We start from the raw sequence: 15,189 nt of genomic DNA on the forward strand, positions 1-15,189 counted from the left end.
TGAAGGACGATGAATACGCTGCACGCACGGCTTCGCGTCTACGGCACATTTTGGCAGACAATGACGCCAGCAGTGCGCGGGATCATACTTATGTGTGCGTCCACCGTCGCGTTTTCGATCATGCACGGGCTTGTGCGCTTTGTCTCCGAAGTGCTGCCGCCTTTTCAAATCGCATTTTTCCGCAATCTGTTCGGCATCGCATTTCTCCTGCCATTGCTGATCCGGTCGCGCTTTTCGATGCTGCGCACCAACCGGCTTGGCCTGCATGCGCTACGCGGCGTCGTCAATATTGCGGCCATGCTGATGTTTTTCACGGCCTTATCGATATCACCAATTGCCAAGGTCACCGCCCTCAGCTTTGCCGCTCCCATCTTTATGGCGGTTCTTGCTGTTCTCGTTCTGGGCGAAAGATTTCGCATTTACCGCTGGCTTGCGATCCTGTCCGGCTTTGTCGGCATGCTGATCATCCTGCGCCCTGGCATCATCGCCATCGACTTGGGCGCAGTGTTGGTGACGGGATCGGCGGTGTTCTGGGCCGTTGCGATGATCCTGATCAAAATCCTGTCGCGCACTGAATCCAGCCTGACGATTGTCGCCTATATGGGCATTTTTCTGGGCGGCTTTTCGATCCTTCCCGCCCTTTGGGTCTGGCAGCCATTCGGGCTGCAGACCTTGGGCTGGCTTGTGATGATCGGCCTGTTCGGCACGCTCGCCCAAATGGCGCTGAGCCAGTCGCTTAAGGAAACCGACCCGACGGCCCTGATGCCTTTCGACTTTCTCAAGCTGATCTGGACCGCGTTGATCGGTGCATGGTTCTTTGCCGAAATTCCAGACATCTACACTTTGATCGGGGCCGGATTAATCTTTGCCTCAGGCTTTTTCATCGCTCTTAGAGAGCGCCAGTCAAAGGCTACCGTAGATTAGATTTTCCGGCCCGCCCCGTCCCAATAGGGCGCACGCAAGCGCGGCTTGAAAATCTTGCCACTGTCCTCGCGGGGCAGGGCGGTGTGAAAATCAATGATCCTCGGCTGTTTAAAACGTGCAAGTTTGCCATCGAGAAATGCCATCACTTCCGCCTCATCAGGTGCCCAACCGTCCGACGGTTCAATCGCGGCGACAATCCGTTCGCCAAATTCGGGGTCCGGCGCGCCAAAGACCGCGACGTCGCGAATGAAGGGCGCGCGCATCAGAACGGCCTCAATCTCGGCCGGAAAAATATTCGCGCCGCCGGAAATGATCATGTCCTTTTTGCGGTCGGTAATGAACAGAAAGCCGTCTTCATCAAGCCAGCCAAGATCGCCAATCGAACAATGACCGTGCTTTTCCGCCGCGCGCCTGCTTTCGGGATCGTTTGAATAATCAAACCCGCCAAAGGCATCCATTTTCGCATGGATTTCGCCAACCTCACCGGCCGGCAAGATGTTTCCGTCTTCATCAAGGATTAAGACGGTACAGCCCATTTGCATCTGCCCTGCGGTCCCCGGTTTGGCTAAAGCATCGGCCGAAGACACCATCGTCATAAACCCGATTTCGGTCGCCCCGTAGCTTTCCCAAAATACCGGCCCCCACCAGTCGATCATCGCGACCTTCAGGTCGTGTGGCCAGGGCGAACCTGTCGAAACGCAAAACTCGATCGACGATAGGTCGTAGCGCGCTTTTACATCATCAGGCAGTTTCAGCAACCTGCTCATCATGGTGGGTACAAGGTAGATGTGGGTGATCCGCTGCGCCTCGATCGTGGCAAGGAACGCTTCGGGCTCGAATTTCGGCGCGATGAACGTCGACACACCTTCCGAGACGAGCGCGGAACTGGTCAGGGTTGACGGTGCGGAATGGTAAATCGGAGCTGCCGTAAAATATCGCGACCCCGGTTTGAAGCGCATCATTTCGGCGCCTACACGGGCAAGAACCGCTTCGAAGTCCTTGCGCGGTCCTGAACCGGTACGCCGCACCCCTTTCGGCCGGCCTGTTGATCCAGACGTATAACGCATGAGCGGGCGCATCATTTCGCGCTGTGCCAGGGGAGCTTGCGCCGCCACCAATGCACTCCATTCCGGACAGTCCAAATCCGTATTGGCGGCCGCTTCGTCAATGCCATAGGCCGCACAAAGTGCGGGGCCAGGTGTTACCCCAATCACCTTGCGCCCCTTCAGCGCCGGTCGTAGTGCATCAATCAGATCGCGGTGGATGATCACAATCTGGGCTCCGCTATCGGCACAGATGGCCGCGACTTCGTCCGTCTGACCGTGCCAGTTCAATGCGACGATGACTGTTCCCGCTCGCGCTGCAGCACGCATGATTTCAAGTTGGACCAGATCATTCCGCATGATCACGGCCACGGGCACATCCACGCCCGCCCCAATTGCCGTAAGGGCGCTTGCCCCCTTGGCTGCTTGCACTTCCAGCATTTCCCGAGAAAGCTGTTGGTCAAAATCCGCGACAACTGTATCCGACATGGTGTTCCTTTCGACTGCCGGCTCATGAAACGCTACCCGCTTTCTGAAAGTAAAGTGGTCAGAAGAGGGTTGGTCCGAATTCTGCAGGATACGCCACGTCAATCGTTCATTTTGATAGGCCGTTGGGTTGGCATGTTACCACCATGCAGGTTCCTCCAATACGCCGACCAAGGGCATCAGAAATTCACCTGTCCCGTCACGGGCAAGATCGTCTACCAAGCCGATTGAACGATCAAAACTGGATGCTGTTCCATCAAACAACGACATAGCGGATTGTGCGTTTGACACGTCGGACATGCCCCTATGCACAGAAAAATATGCGCCAATATCTGTCTTATCCGCAAGATACTGCCTGTCCGCCATTTGTTGGGCGAGAAAGCTGTTCGACATTTGCCCCTGTGGTGGCGTTTTTGCGCCTTCCAGAACAGCGAGGATGAACTGGTCGCGCGCGACTGCACCGGTTTCCAAAGCCTGTGTCCAGAAATCAAACCCGTCTTGATCTGCGCGCCGCCCCAGCACGTTGCTGTAAACTGCAGTTGCAAAATCGTCAGTACTCATGCTGTCTGGATAGGTCTGGCGGGTTTCCTGTTGCTCGATAAACAAGGCGGCGATCTGCTGCAGGCTTGTCCCGTTGGCAAATGCTGTTCCCCAAAAATTCAGGCCAACAGCGTCTGGTGCGCGGTTAAAATATGCGATGTAGAGCTCGATGAAGCTTTCCATCTCGGCTGTGCTCAGATTCTGGGTGCCGGTGAACTCCGAAAGGTCAAAGCGGGTGACGCGGTTGTTTTGTGACGGGTCCGTAAAATGCAATTGTTCGATATTCATCAGTTGATCGGTTCCGTCCCCGCCGACGCGGCGGTCTTCGATCTCGATACCCGTCGCAGTGAGGGCGAGGGTATAATTTTCCTGCCCACCGGAGAAATGGGCACTATCCCAACCGCGGCCACCATCAAGCATATCATCCCCCGCGCCGCCGCGCAGATTGTCATCACCTGACAAACCGAAAATCTCATCAACAGTTTCGGTACCGTGCAATGTGTTATCTGATTCATCGCCAATCAATGTCTCCGGCGTCTGGAAGTCCGGACGTATTGGCAGGTAATCCTGACTGGCTCTTTCGCCTTTGGCAAAGGCCTGAAGGAAATCCTGAACGGCCGCCATCCGTGGATTTTCATCATCGAGGTGGCGAAGGTGCCCCCAGCTCCCATGAACTGTCGGGCGATCAACGGCTGTATAGGCGTTGAAGAGTGTGCCCCCCGCATCGACCCAGGTTTGAAGCAACTCTTGATATATTGAACCCATACCCGCGGTATAATTCAGATGCGAAAAGAAGTCGGTCAAAGTCGCATTTCCTTGCCACTCGCCGACACCGACAATATGCGTACCACCTTCGTACATGACGAGTTCAAGACCAGCCGCGTCGGCCTGGTCTTTGTGATAGGCGAAAAGCTGTGCGAGGTCTGCCAGCGACCCTTGTGGATCCCCACTGACAGAGCCGTCTCGCAACTCAAGGATGGCGCGCTCGGTGGCGAGATCATACCGATGTTCGGCCAAATAGGCCTCTCTGGACTGGCCGGTTAAACCAAGGGCGGTCGCATTTTCCTCGGCAAGGGTCCGGCTTTCATCCAGCCACGCGAGCACCATATTTCCCTTTTCACCCCGTCCAAGGCCGCCGTCAAAATATCCGGTGATCGCATAGGCGTCAAAATAGGTGGAAGGTGCCGCGCGCGCCGCAGGGTTTTCCGCGACCCAGTCGGGCGCGTCGAGGATAGCATCCTCAAGACCTAACCATCCGGTTTGGGTGGTAATTACTTTGATCACATTCGGATTGTTCACGCCGTAGATTTCGTCGATGATCTCCGCCATTGTCACGGCATCACCCGCATAGTTCTGCACCCAAGCGGAGCCAACTCCAGGGAAGCGTTCCTGCCCTTCCAGATCAGCCGCACGCGCCTGTTCGAATTGCCAGTTCCAGACCTCATTGGAAAATTCAAAATAGGGCGTCAGGCCGGCATCCAACGTTTCATGAACCTCGCGGACGAAGGCGCGGATGTATTGGGGCGTGGCGAGATGGGGCAGGGTGAACCAGGGGGCGGTCCCCGTTTCATTGGCAAGACGGATCATCACCTCAAGCGGTGCGCCATTTTCGGCCCATGAAGCATCTTGCGTTTGGGGCATGTCGCGTTGAGATGTTACTGTTGAATTATTGGTGTTCATCCAGTCCATAAAGCGCAGCGAATGAGCGTCCTCGATGATATCGATCCATTTCGGATTGAACATCTTGCCCGCGTCAAAAGCTGCGGTATGCTGTTGGTGCACAACAGATATATCTCGAATATAACTTCCGTTACCCGCAGGGTCCGTTGAAAGGATATCGATGCTGACAAGGCCGCGCCCGTCCGGCGCATATGAAAACCACGCTTCGTTCTGCCCGTAAGTTACGTCATAGCCCGCGAGGCCGATCTGAAGTTCACCGTTGCCTTCCCAGGTAACGCGATAACGTCCTGCTGCATCTGTCATCTCTGCTGGAAATTCTGTGAGGATGAGCGTCGCGATACTGTCGACACCGGCCGGGATTTCGGCCGGCCAGCCGTTGCTGTCCAGAATGCCCTGCGCCAATAGGTCTTCGTTTTCTACCCCTCCCCACCGGCCGCTTTGGTGACCAAAGAAGGGGCGTGAGGATTTAAAGACGTCCAGGAATGGCGATGCCGGGGCATAATCGGCAATATGGCTCAGGCCAAAGCCTAGACCGATAGGGATGCCGGTGTCCGACCCGCCGCCATTTGTAGGCGGCTGGGGAGGCGGTGTTGGCTGAGGTTGAGGTTGCGGGGCCGGTTCTGGTTCGGGCTCAGGCTGCGGCGTGGGGGCGGGTTCCGGTTCCGGTTGTGGCGCAGGTTGCGGGGGAGGGGTATTGCTGCCATTCCCGTCAGTCCCATCGCGATCATAAGCCGCCAACGTCTCGTCAATTACATCACTCATTGCTTGAGAAATCGCGGGGCTTGGACCGCCGTAGGGGGTTCCCCATATCGAAACTGTCTGCTGCGGCAGGCTCGCGGCATCTGCACCGGCGATGACCTCTGCCTGCAGAGCGGCGACAAACCAAATGCCGGTTTCGTTGAGGTGAATGTTGTCGTTAAAGAGATCGCGAATGCTGGTCAAACCCGGAACCCGACCGGCTTCGATTGCGTCATGCAGCTTGGCCATGGCCTGCCCCGCAGGCACAAGCAAAGCCTCGGCCGCGCCACTGGGGGCATTGGCGTTTACATGGTCGATAATCCCTTCCCATTTGGACAGATCATTGGCGATTTGCGCCCGCCAAGTTGCGGTACTTGCACCAATTTCATGCCATGTTTCGTAAAGGTAAAACTGCGTATCTGGGTTGGCATCGTGAGCAAGGTCGAAATAGCGTTTTGCGTAGCCTTGGCTGTCATTCCACATGATCTGGTCATCCAGTGGAATGCCTTCTGTCACAATCACAGCGTCATAAGAACCACTTGGCAGGACATCGCGTGCATTCACACCCTCGGCACTATGACCGTTGTTCCAGTTCCACTTTAGCGGGGCACCATTGATGACCTGATAATCAGCCCGCATGGCAAAACCCTGATCGGCCATGAAGCTGTTGAACATGTCGGGCATCACTGGCCCGACCAAACTGTGACCAATAAAAAGCGCCTTTCCCGGCATGAGAATCCCCTTGCTATGTGCCGCTCGTCTTCACCCGTTTTGGCGGTCGAGCTGGGGAATCCATAAGGCCGCTACCCTAATTGTAAGTTAAGCGGCACTGCAATTTGTTCTATTTTCGTTCTAAAACTTCGGCTTTCGAATTTCGCAACAAAAACGGCAAATGAATTTACGGAAAATTATGAAATTCCGGGAAGGGTAGGGGTGTGATTTAGCAAAGGGTCAGACTGTGAAAGCCAATAAATCGGGGCGCGGCTGTTCCTGTGCGACAGCCGCGCCCGTATCTTAGTTTTCAGTCAATGCGCTGACGATCTGTGCCAGCGCGTTCTGTGCTTTGGTGCGCATTTCGTCGTCAGTGGCATCCTGAATGGGATGCGGCACCAAGACATAGCGCGCGCCGTTCATGCCAAGCGCAGCCTTTTGCGCTTCGGCGGCTTCGCCAAACTCGCTAGAGGCGACAAAAACCGATGGGATTCCCTGGATTTCAAACCAGACTGTATCGTGCATACTGCACGTCGTACAGGAACCTCAGTCGGCCAATGCCTCTAGCACCAGATCACAGGCGTCACGCATTTCGTGGCGCAGGTCGTCTGGGCAAGGCTTTGCAAAGGTCGGCTTTTTGTAGCGGCGTACCGTTACATCAGGGGCCTTTTCAGCCAGCAGTTTTTCAAGCTCGTCCAGCATTACATTGCCGCGCGGCTTGCTGATATCCAACAGGCCGATGACACCGGAAAGCGTGCCGGATCGTGGGGTGATCTGGCGTTCAACTGGTGTGCGTTCGTCTGTCGGGTCAAGAATTGTTGTCATTTTCCTCCTCCTCTCGACGTTAGCTTATCCGAGGTCGATCTTCTTGGAAACCGGTGTCGAACCGACGGCACCGCTTGCCCAACCGTGAAACGCAGACGAAAACTTGCCCGCGTTTGATCCGGCAACGACCACGTGGATAAAGTCGGTGCTGGCAAATTTCGAAACGGTCGTCGAACCGGCGCTGGGTTGCGGCGCTTTCAATGTATCATCACTGCGCGAACTGGCGGCTGGAGTGGCCGTAACCTCCTGAATACGCTGGCGTAAACGCTCCTTTGAGTAGGGGCCCTCGCGCATAAGCGTATCAAGGTGTTCGGGACAAACTACAAGCAGGGCATCCACCGGCAGGTTCTTCATCTTAGGAGAAAACACGCCCTCCAACCCGAGGCCAAGAGACCCCGCGATCTGATCAGGCTCACGCGAGGTCTGGTCAACGATGTGCATGGGGCCGCCTGTCATGGCAAAGACGGTCACAACGGAATCCTCTGGCTGAAATCCGCGTTCGACGTGCAGCGCAGGCCAGGGTGTGCGTTCTTCGTATTCGGCGAAACACATGGTAAATTTCATCGGGTTCCCAAGGGTCGAACGTTCGACACCACCGGTTGACGCCCCGCCGACATTGCGCACCACCAAGCGGACTGCGCGCCCGATCGTAGCATTCGCGCGGTTCCCGGCACCCAAGGCACCAAGTTTCATATTCATTCCGATTTTGTCACGGATCGGCCCGTTGACCACGATCACAGGGGCGGCCCCCATCGTCGTGGCCGTGACGCCATGAATGTTAAAAGCGTCGGTGCAAATCGCCTCGACAGCGGTGATAACCACGGGCAGATATTCGGGCTTGCATCCCGCCATTACTGCGTTGATCGCGATTTTCTCAATCGTTGCTTCGCCCATGTTGGGGGCCACGGTCGCGACCACTTCCTGCGCATCGCGGTGGGTGCCGGACAACATCCGCATCACCCGCTCCGGCGTTGGCGGCACCAGCGGCAAACCGTCCGAAAACCCCTGATCGAACATGAACTCCGCCACGTCGTCGCTGCTGGCTACCTCGATCTTGCGCGCCCGGATCGGGCTGCCCTCTGCCTCGGCGCGCAGTTTGTCGAACACTGCGGGATCAAGGTGTTTCGAACCGCACCCCGGACGCCATGCAGGCAGGCTTTCCCAATCGATCTGGGCTGCAGGAAGGGCGGTTTTACCGCTTATCTCTGCGCTCAGTGTTTCCCAATCGGTTCGGATGAACCCTTCAAACTGGCGTTGCACGGTGCCCTCATCGTCGATCCAGAATACCGAGGGCACGCTTTCGATGTCCCATTCGAACGCAGTCTTACAAGCAGTGTCATCCAGCACTGGCATTGACAGGCTGTGGCGCTCGGCAAAGGTGGCGTTGGCCGCGCCGGACTGGGCGATCAATGTAACGTTAATCTTATCGCCATAGGCTTTGTGGAAGGCTTCAAGCACGGGGGCGGCGGTGTTGCAGGTTCCGCAATCCTCTTTAACAAAGCAGATCAGGCTGGCCTGTCCGGCGGGCAGGCTGTGCGGTGTCCCTGTCAAATCATTCAATGAAAAACTCAAACCTGTGTCGCGCATTTTTGCCCCCTCGCATTTTTTGCCATTGTGGTAATGAATGGCGCGCAATGTCCAGAGCGTGCAGGTGGCGGAGGTGGATGGGAATCGAACCCACCACACGCCGCAAAGGCGCGTCCATGGTGTTGAAGACCAGGGAAGCCACCAGACTCCAGTCACCTCCAGCTGGCGCGAACCTATCCTTGTGCAGCGGGCGGGGAAACCTCATTTGCAGTCATACGGCGCGAATTACCGGTGCGGGCTGTGATGCCAAGGCTGTCGAAATGTTCCAACACCGGCACGATAACCCTGCGGCTGGTATCAAGCGCGCGACGCGCTGCACTGGTGGTGAATTCTTGCGGGGCGGGGAACTTCCTATTCAGGATTTCGGCGGCGGCGGTCAGGATGTCGGCGTGTAACAGCAGGGTTTGGTTTAGTGCTACGTTTTGTAAGGCCAGAACAGCACCCGCGTCGATCAGCAGCGCCAAAAGATCCGAGTCCGCCTTCTCGTCCCCGGGGGCACGTGTTGCGTCAAGACCGGCGTCGCGGAAGTGTGTTTCGATCTCGGCCATCCTTGCCCGCTGATCCCGATCCAGCCGCGCAACAGGGTCATGATCGAAAGCTGCTAGCATACCGTTCTTTGTGCGCAACCGCCCGTCTGCGCGCATGATGGTTTGCACGTGTTGCGACAGAACCGGTGCCATCGCAGCAGGAATAATGAGATTTCGAGGGGCAAAAGGGCGCACCGGAAATTGTGCATGGTAGGCGGCCAGCGCCGATTGGATCTGCGTTTCAGCGGCCGCTATGCCATCGTGCGGCGCAATTTCGGTATCCGTCAGAAAGGTAAAACGACTGCCCAATTCACACGCCACAGCGTCGCGCGGCAGGCGTGCAAGACGCGCGACATCTTTGGCGTCGCAAATACCTCTGCCCGCGACGCTTAAGGCGTTCGCGATATCTTTCACATGTCCCTTCCGGGTGGCTTGCAAGACGTCGATCCGTGCGCTGTCGCGGGATTTCACCGGCGTGGCTTGCGGGTCTAGAAACACTGCGCCGCCAACCGTCTCAGCGGGGGAAAGCTGTCGTAAGATCGCGTGTTGACCGGCAAAGCCGACGACCGGCGTCTTAAATCTAAGCTGCGCGAAACCGGTCTGACCGGCCCCCAGCTGCCCGCCACCGAACAGGCGCAGGCTCGCAACCGCGTTAGTGGTGCCAAAGAACACGCGCAGGTCTTGCATGTGTTTTAAGGGACGGGCGGTATCGGATGGCAGGTCCAGTACGACGTCGATGCAGGATGACGGTTCGATTTCTTCACCGCGACACAGCACTGCCCCTTTGGGAATATCCGCAACGGCCAAGCCGCGCAGATTTGCGGCCATGCGCTCGCCCGCTTGAATATCCGCGCGCGTTTCACCGCGGCTTTGCAAGCTGCGCAGGGTGACGGGCTGTCCGGTGGGCTGCAAGACAAGGGCGTCGCCAAGGGCGAGATCGCCGCCCAGCAATGTACCGGTGACAACCGTGCCGCGCCCCTCAAGGGTGAAAACCCGATCCACTGGCAGGAAACCGTGCAAGGGGGCTGCGACCTCTGGCGGATCGGACAGCAACGCCGCGATCTGCGTGTGCAGGCCGTCGATGCCCGCGCCCGAGTACGCCGAACACAAAACCAATGGCGCATCTGCCAGCGGCGTGCGCACCAAAGCCTGACGGATATCAGCCAGTCGCGCGGCCTGTTCGTCGGGGGGCAGTAAATCCGATTTCGTCACGGCGATGACGCCCTTGTTTATCCCCAGCAAACCGGCGATCTTCAGATGTTCCAGTGTTTGCGCGGCAATGCCTTCCACCGCCGAAATCACCATCAACACAGCCCGTGCGCCGGTTGCGCCAGTGATCATCGCCTGAATGAAATCCTCATGCCCCGGTGCATCGACAAAATCAGCGACGCCGGTAGGATAGCTGTGATGGGCAAAGCCTGTTTTGATGGAAAGGCCGCGCGCCTTTTCCTCGGCCAACCGGTCGGTTTCTACTCCCGTAAGTGCTTTCACAAGCGCGGTTTTTCCGTGATCAACATGACCGATCACAACGATACAGCAGGTATTCATCGCCGGTTTATCTGTTCCACCGCGGCGACAATTGCCGGCAGTTCCGCGTCCCAGACCGTGCGCATGTCCAGCATCACCTGATCGCGCTCTATGCGCCCGATCACCGGTGTTTTCTGCGCGCGCAAAGCGGCCGTCAGTTTTTGCGCAGACACATCCGGCATGCGCAGCGACACGGCGAAACTGGGCAGTGCCTGATCGGGCAGGCTGCCCCCTCCGACATAGGCGGCGCTTTCATGCAGCGCGACGCCGCTGACGCCTCTGGCTGTCAACGCATTGGTCAATGATATCGCACGGCTTTCTACCTGCGCCAGCGGTGCCGATAGCATCTGCAACACGGGGATGGTCTGCACCGGATCAAACGGCGGCAGATATAGCCGCAATGTGGCCTCAAGCGCTGCAAGCGACGATTTATCCACGCGCAACGCCCGCATCAGGGGATGCGCTTTTAAATCGGCGACAATATCCGCCCGTCCTGCGATGATACCGGCCTGCGGTCCGCCCAGTAATTTGTCCCCCGAGAACATCACCAGATCAACGCCGGATTTCAGAATATCCGCGACAACAGGTTCATCCGGCAGCCCGTAGGGCGACAGGTCAATCAAAACGCCGCTGCCAAGGTCCTCCATCAGGATCACGTCATTTTTCGCGGCCAGCCGGGCAAGATCGCGCCGGTCCGGGGCCGCCGTAAAGCCGACGATCTTGAAGTTACTGGTGTGACTTTTCAACAAAACCGCCGTATCCGCGTCGATGGCGCGGGCATAATCGTCTAACCGCGTTTTGTTCGTCGTGCCCACTTCGCGCAGGGTCGCACCGCTTTGCGCGATGACATCGGGCAGGCGAAACGACCCGCCGATCTCGATCAACTCACCGCGCGACGCCACCACGCTGCGCCCGTTTGCCGTGCCCATCAGGCCCAGCAGCACAGCGGCTGCGCAGTTGTTCACCACCACCGCCGCCTCTGCGCCGGTCAAAGTACAGATCAAGTGTTCGACGTGGCTGTGGCGGGATCCGCGTTTGCCGGTGGCCAGATCAAATTCAAGGTTTGAGGCTGCCGCACCTGTGGCCTGCATCGCGGCAATCGCTTGGGGGGCCATACGGGCACGGCCCAGATTGGTGTGGATCAAAATGCCTGTGGCATTGATCACCGGCGTAAGGGAGGGCGCGCGGGCGGCTTCAATTCGTGCTGACAGGGCGTCGGCGAATTCTATGCTTTGGAAATCGGGGAACAGGGGCGCGCGCCCCGCCCGCAAATCCGCGCGCAGCCCGGCGATGATCTCGCGTAATGCATCGGCGGTTTCGGCATGGCTGAAGCGCGCGATGACGTCGGCGATGCTGGGCGACCCCAGAAGGGTCTGTATTTGCGGCAGGTCAGAAAGGTTTTTTTGCATGTGACCTGATATGCGGGAAACAGCGGTACAACTGCAAGGCCGGTCATCGCCGGTCTGCTCAGATGGCGAGTTCCTTCCAGCGATGACAGGCGACGTTATGCCCTGGCCCGGCGGTCTCTAACAAGGGTTCCTCGACACGGCAGCGCTCAATCGCCATGGGGCAACGTGTCTGGAATTTACATCCCGGCGGCGGATTGGTGGGCGAGGGGATTTCCCCCTCCAATTTTTGCGCGCGGCCCCGATCATCAGGATCAAGCGAGGGGATCGCGGATAGCAAGGCCTGCGTATACGGATGGCGCGGCGTGGCAAACAGCTTGCGGGTGGGGGCGGTTTCAACCAACCGGCCCAGATACATCACCGCCACATGGTCGCAGACATGGGCCACCACACTCAGATCATGGCTGATGAACAAAAAGGTCAGGCCCATATCTTGTTGAATGGCCTTGAGCAGGTTCAGCACGTCCGCCTGAATGGACACATCAAGGGCGGCAACACTTTCATCCGCGACGATAAATTTTGGTGCCGACACAAGGGCGCGGGCGATAGAAATGCGCTGGCGCTGGCCGCCGGAAAACGCATGGGGAAAGCGGCGCAGGTGTTCCACGTTAAGGCGACATTTCGCGGCGATTTCGCGCACGCGCTCATCCGTTTCTGCACGTGATTTGGTTAGCCCCATCACTTCGAGCGGTTCGGCAATAATATCGCGTACTGTCATGCGCGGGCTAAGGGCGGCGTAGGGGTCCTGAAAGATCAGCTGCGCGCGGGTGCGGTAGTCTTTCAACTCCTGTTTGCCCAAATTTTTCAGCGCATAAGACACCTCGCCATCGTCAAACAACACATCACCCTTGGTGATCGGCGCAGCCTTGAGCATGGCGCGCCCCAGCGTGGTCTTGCCGGAACCGCTTTCACCAACAAGGCCAAAGAAACTGCCCGGCGCGATGTCGATCGTGACGTTTTCAACCGCGCCGACATAGGGTTTCGGCCCAAGGATGCTGCCGCGCAGGGGGTAATGCACGGACAGGTTTTGAGCGGTAATCAGGGGTTTGTCGCTCATGATGCATCCCCTTTTGGATCGTGCAAATGGCAGGCGGCAGCGTGGTCCGTATCCACGCGGCTGAACTTGGGAATTTCCGTGGAACAGCGCGGGCCCAGCACCTCTTGGCAACGGGTATGATAGACGCAGCCCGACGGACGTTCGAGTGGCGAGGGGATGTCACCCGGAATCGGCGTCAGCGGGGCATCAATATCATCGAGCGTCGGCAGCGCTGCCAGCAACCCGCGGGTGTAGGGATGGGCAGGGCGGCGGATGACATCGCGCACAGTGCCCTGTTCAACCAGCTTGCCCAGATACATAACGGCAACTTTATCAGCGGTTTGCGCGATCACGCCCAGGTCGTGTGTGATGAAAATGATGCCCATGCCAAATTCGTTTACGAGGTCTTTCATCAGGTCGATCACCTGCGCCTGAATCGTGACATCCAGCGCCGTGGTCGGTTCATCCGCGATCAACAATTTCGGTTTGGTCGACAGGGCCATGGCGATCATTGCCCGTTGGCGCATGCCGCCTGAAAGCTCGAACGCATATTGGCCAAAACGCGTGCCGGCATCGGAAATGCCGACACGATCCAGCATTTCGATGGATAGCTCTTTGGCCTGCGCTTTGGAGAAATCGGTATGGATCATCAGTTGTTCGACCATCTGATCCCCGATGGAAATCGCCGGTGCAAAACTGGCCATCGGTTCCTGAAAGATCAACGAGATCGCCCCGCCGCGCACAATCTTCATTTCGGTATCGTTTTGCAGGGACATCACATCCACCGGCCCCTCGTCCAGATGCAGGGTGATTTTAGTATCCGGTCCATACACCGCATTGCGCGGGTTCAGCTTCATCAACGACTTCGCGGTCACGGATTTGCCGGAACCGCTTTCGCCAACCAGCCCCATCACCTCGCCCGCCTCAAGGCTGAAAGACACGTCATCCACCGCCGTGATGCGCCCCTCGTCGGTGTCAAATTGCAAGGTCAGGTTTTCAACGTCAATCAGCCGGCTCATTTCTTGGTGTCTCCGTAAGGGTCAGCCGCGTCGCGCAGCCCGTCGCCGACAAAAACAAAGGCCATGACCAGCACAATGAAAAAGATCACGGGAATAAAATACCATTGATAATTCAGCAAAACATCCGCGCTGGTCACGTTTTGCAGCATGACACCAAGGGAATTCACCGGATCTTTCAACCCCAGCCCGATAAAACTGAGCGCGGTTTCAGACAGCACCATATAGGGGAAGGAAATCACCAGATCGACGATGATATAGCTGGTGAAACTAGGCAGCAGATGTTTACGGATCACATGGCCGGAGGAGGCACCGCAAAGCTGTGCGGCAAGCACATATTCCTGATTGCGTTCGGTCAGCAAATGCGTGCGCACGCGCCTTGCAAGCGTGGGCCAGCCGATAAAACCGAGGATGACCGAGATGAAAAAGAACCTTTCCTCCGCGCTCCATGTGTCGGGGATGAAGGCGGCCAAGGCCATGAACAGGGGGATCGCCGGAATGGTACGCACGGCGTCCGTGACCATCTGTATGAACGAGTCGATCCAGCCGCCATAGAACCCGGATATCCCGCCGATGATCAGCGCCAGCACAAAGGCAATCAGTACGCCAATGGTGCCCACGGCCAGCGAAGTGTTGATGGCGTGGAACGTGCGCGAAAAGATATCCTTGCCGGTGGAATCTGTGCCGAACAGATGAACATACCCTTCATCCAAGCCGAACAGATGCGTGTCAAAGGTCATGAAAAACAGCTTGTACTCAGACCCTTCAACGAAGAACTGGATGTACTGGCGCTTGTCCGTGTTGACGGTGGTGACCCAGCGAAAATTGGTTTTCGCAGAACGTTCCCTTTCCAGCGCATAGACAAACGGGCGCAAGGAACATCCGTTGTCATCGCAAAACTGCGGAATGGTCGGGGCCCCGTTCAGGTAATCCTTGTCCCGCCCTGCGATCGTCGGATCGTATGGCGTCAGGAAGGACGCGAAAATGCCCGACAGTATCAGGATCACCAACACCCAAGCGCCTACCATCGCGGCCTTTTGTTTCTTGAAACGGGCCCAGATCAGCTGTCCCTGACCGGCGGTGAAATAGGCATCTTTGGCGGTCTGGTCGACGGCAGCGTCGTAGATATTTGTCTCGGTCATG

At 57.4% G+C, this 15,189-nt stretch carries 10 protein-coding genes and 1 tRNA gene; 1 reads left to right on the plus strand and 10 read right to left on the minus strand.

All coding sequences use genetic code 11. The features are described 5' to 3' along the window. Positions 1 to 9 precede the first annotated feature (9 nt). On the plus strand, positions 10 to 924 hold the full coding sequence (locus Z947_RS0109710) for a DMT family transporter (protein ID WP_025044113.1): 915 nt from the start codon (positions 10 to 12) through the stop codon (positions 922 to 924). Here the strand turns inward: Z947_RS0109710 and Z947_RS0109715 are convergent. The 10 genes from Z947_RS0109715 to Z947_RS0109765 form a co-directional block, all read right to left on the minus strand. Next, entirely contained in the window at positions 921 to 2,456 is a 1,536-nt protein-coding gene (locus Z947_RS0109715; RefSeq protein ID WP_025044114.1) for an AMP-binding protein, read from the minus strand. The genes Z947_RS0109710 and Z947_RS0109715 overlap by 4 nt on opposite strands. 135 nt (positions 2,457 to 2,591) lie before the next feature. After that, entirely contained in the window at positions 2,592 to 6,143 is a 3,552-nt protein-coding gene (locus Z947_RS20965; RefSeq protein ID WP_025044115.1) for a DUF4214 domain-containing protein, read from the minus strand. Between the two features lie 282 nt (positions 6,144 to 6,425). Further along, positions 6,426 to 6,947 (minus strand): UGSC family (seleno)protein, encoded by a 522-nt coding sequence (locus Z947_RS22455; RefSeq protein WP_276202372.1) that lies wholly within the window; start codon positions 6,945 to 6,947, stop codon positions 6,426 to 6,428. Positions 6,948 to 6,971: 24 nt separating this feature from the next. Continuing rightward, complete coding sequence (locus Z947_RS0109735; RefSeq protein ID WP_025044118.1) at positions 6,972 to 8,534, minus strand: peroxiredoxin family protein; 1,563 nt, start codon at positions 8,532 to 8,534, stop codon at positions 6,972 to 6,974. A 65-nt stretch (positions 8,535 to 8,599) separates the two neighbouring features. Next, positions 8,600 to 8,694 (minus strand) — tRNA-Sec (locus Z947_RS0109740). 13 nt (positions 8,695 to 8,707) lie between these two features. Next, a complete protein-coding gene (gene selB, locus Z947_RS0109745) occupies positions 8,708 to 10,609 on the minus strand; it encodes a selenocysteine-specific translation elongation factor (protein WP_025044119.1) in 1,902 nt (633 codons plus the stop codon). Continuing rightward, positions 10,606 to 11,997, minus strand: a complete 1,392-nt coding sequence (gene selA, locus Z947_RS0109750; RefSeq protein ID WP_025044120.1) for an L-seryl-tRNA(Sec) selenium transferase — start codon at positions 11,995 to 11,997, stop codon at positions 10,606 to 10,608. Before selA ends, selB begins: the two co-directional genes overlap by 4 nt. A gap of 58 nt (positions 11,998 to 12,055) precedes the next feature. Then, positions 12,056 to 13,051: an ABC transporter ATP-binding protein gene (locus tag Z947_RS0109755; protein ID WP_025044121.1), complete on the minus strand. Its 996-nt coding sequence runs from the start codon at positions 13,049 to 13,051 to the stop codon at positions 12,056 to 12,058. After that, entirely contained in the window at positions 13,048 to 14,049 is a 1,002-nt protein-coding gene (locus Z947_RS0109760; RefSeq protein WP_025044122.1) for an ABC transporter ATP-binding protein, read from the minus strand. Before Z947_RS0109760 ends, Z947_RS0109755 begins: the two co-directional genes overlap by 4 nt. Next, complete coding sequence (locus Z947_RS0109765; RefSeq protein WP_025044123.1) at positions 14,046 to 15,188, minus strand: ABC transporter permease; 1,143 nt, start codon at positions 15,186 to 15,188, stop codon at positions 14,046 to 14,048. The genes Z947_RS0109760 and Z947_RS0109765 overlap by 4 nt, the downstream gene beginning before the upstream one ends. Position 15,189 lies beyond the last annotated feature (1 nt).

This window comes from Sulfitobacter geojensis, assembly GCF_000622325.1.
In the GTDB taxonomy this organism is placed as follows: Bacteria; Pseudomonadota; Alphaproteobacteria; order Rhodobacterales; family Rhodobacteraceae; genus Sulfitobacter; species Sulfitobacter geojensis.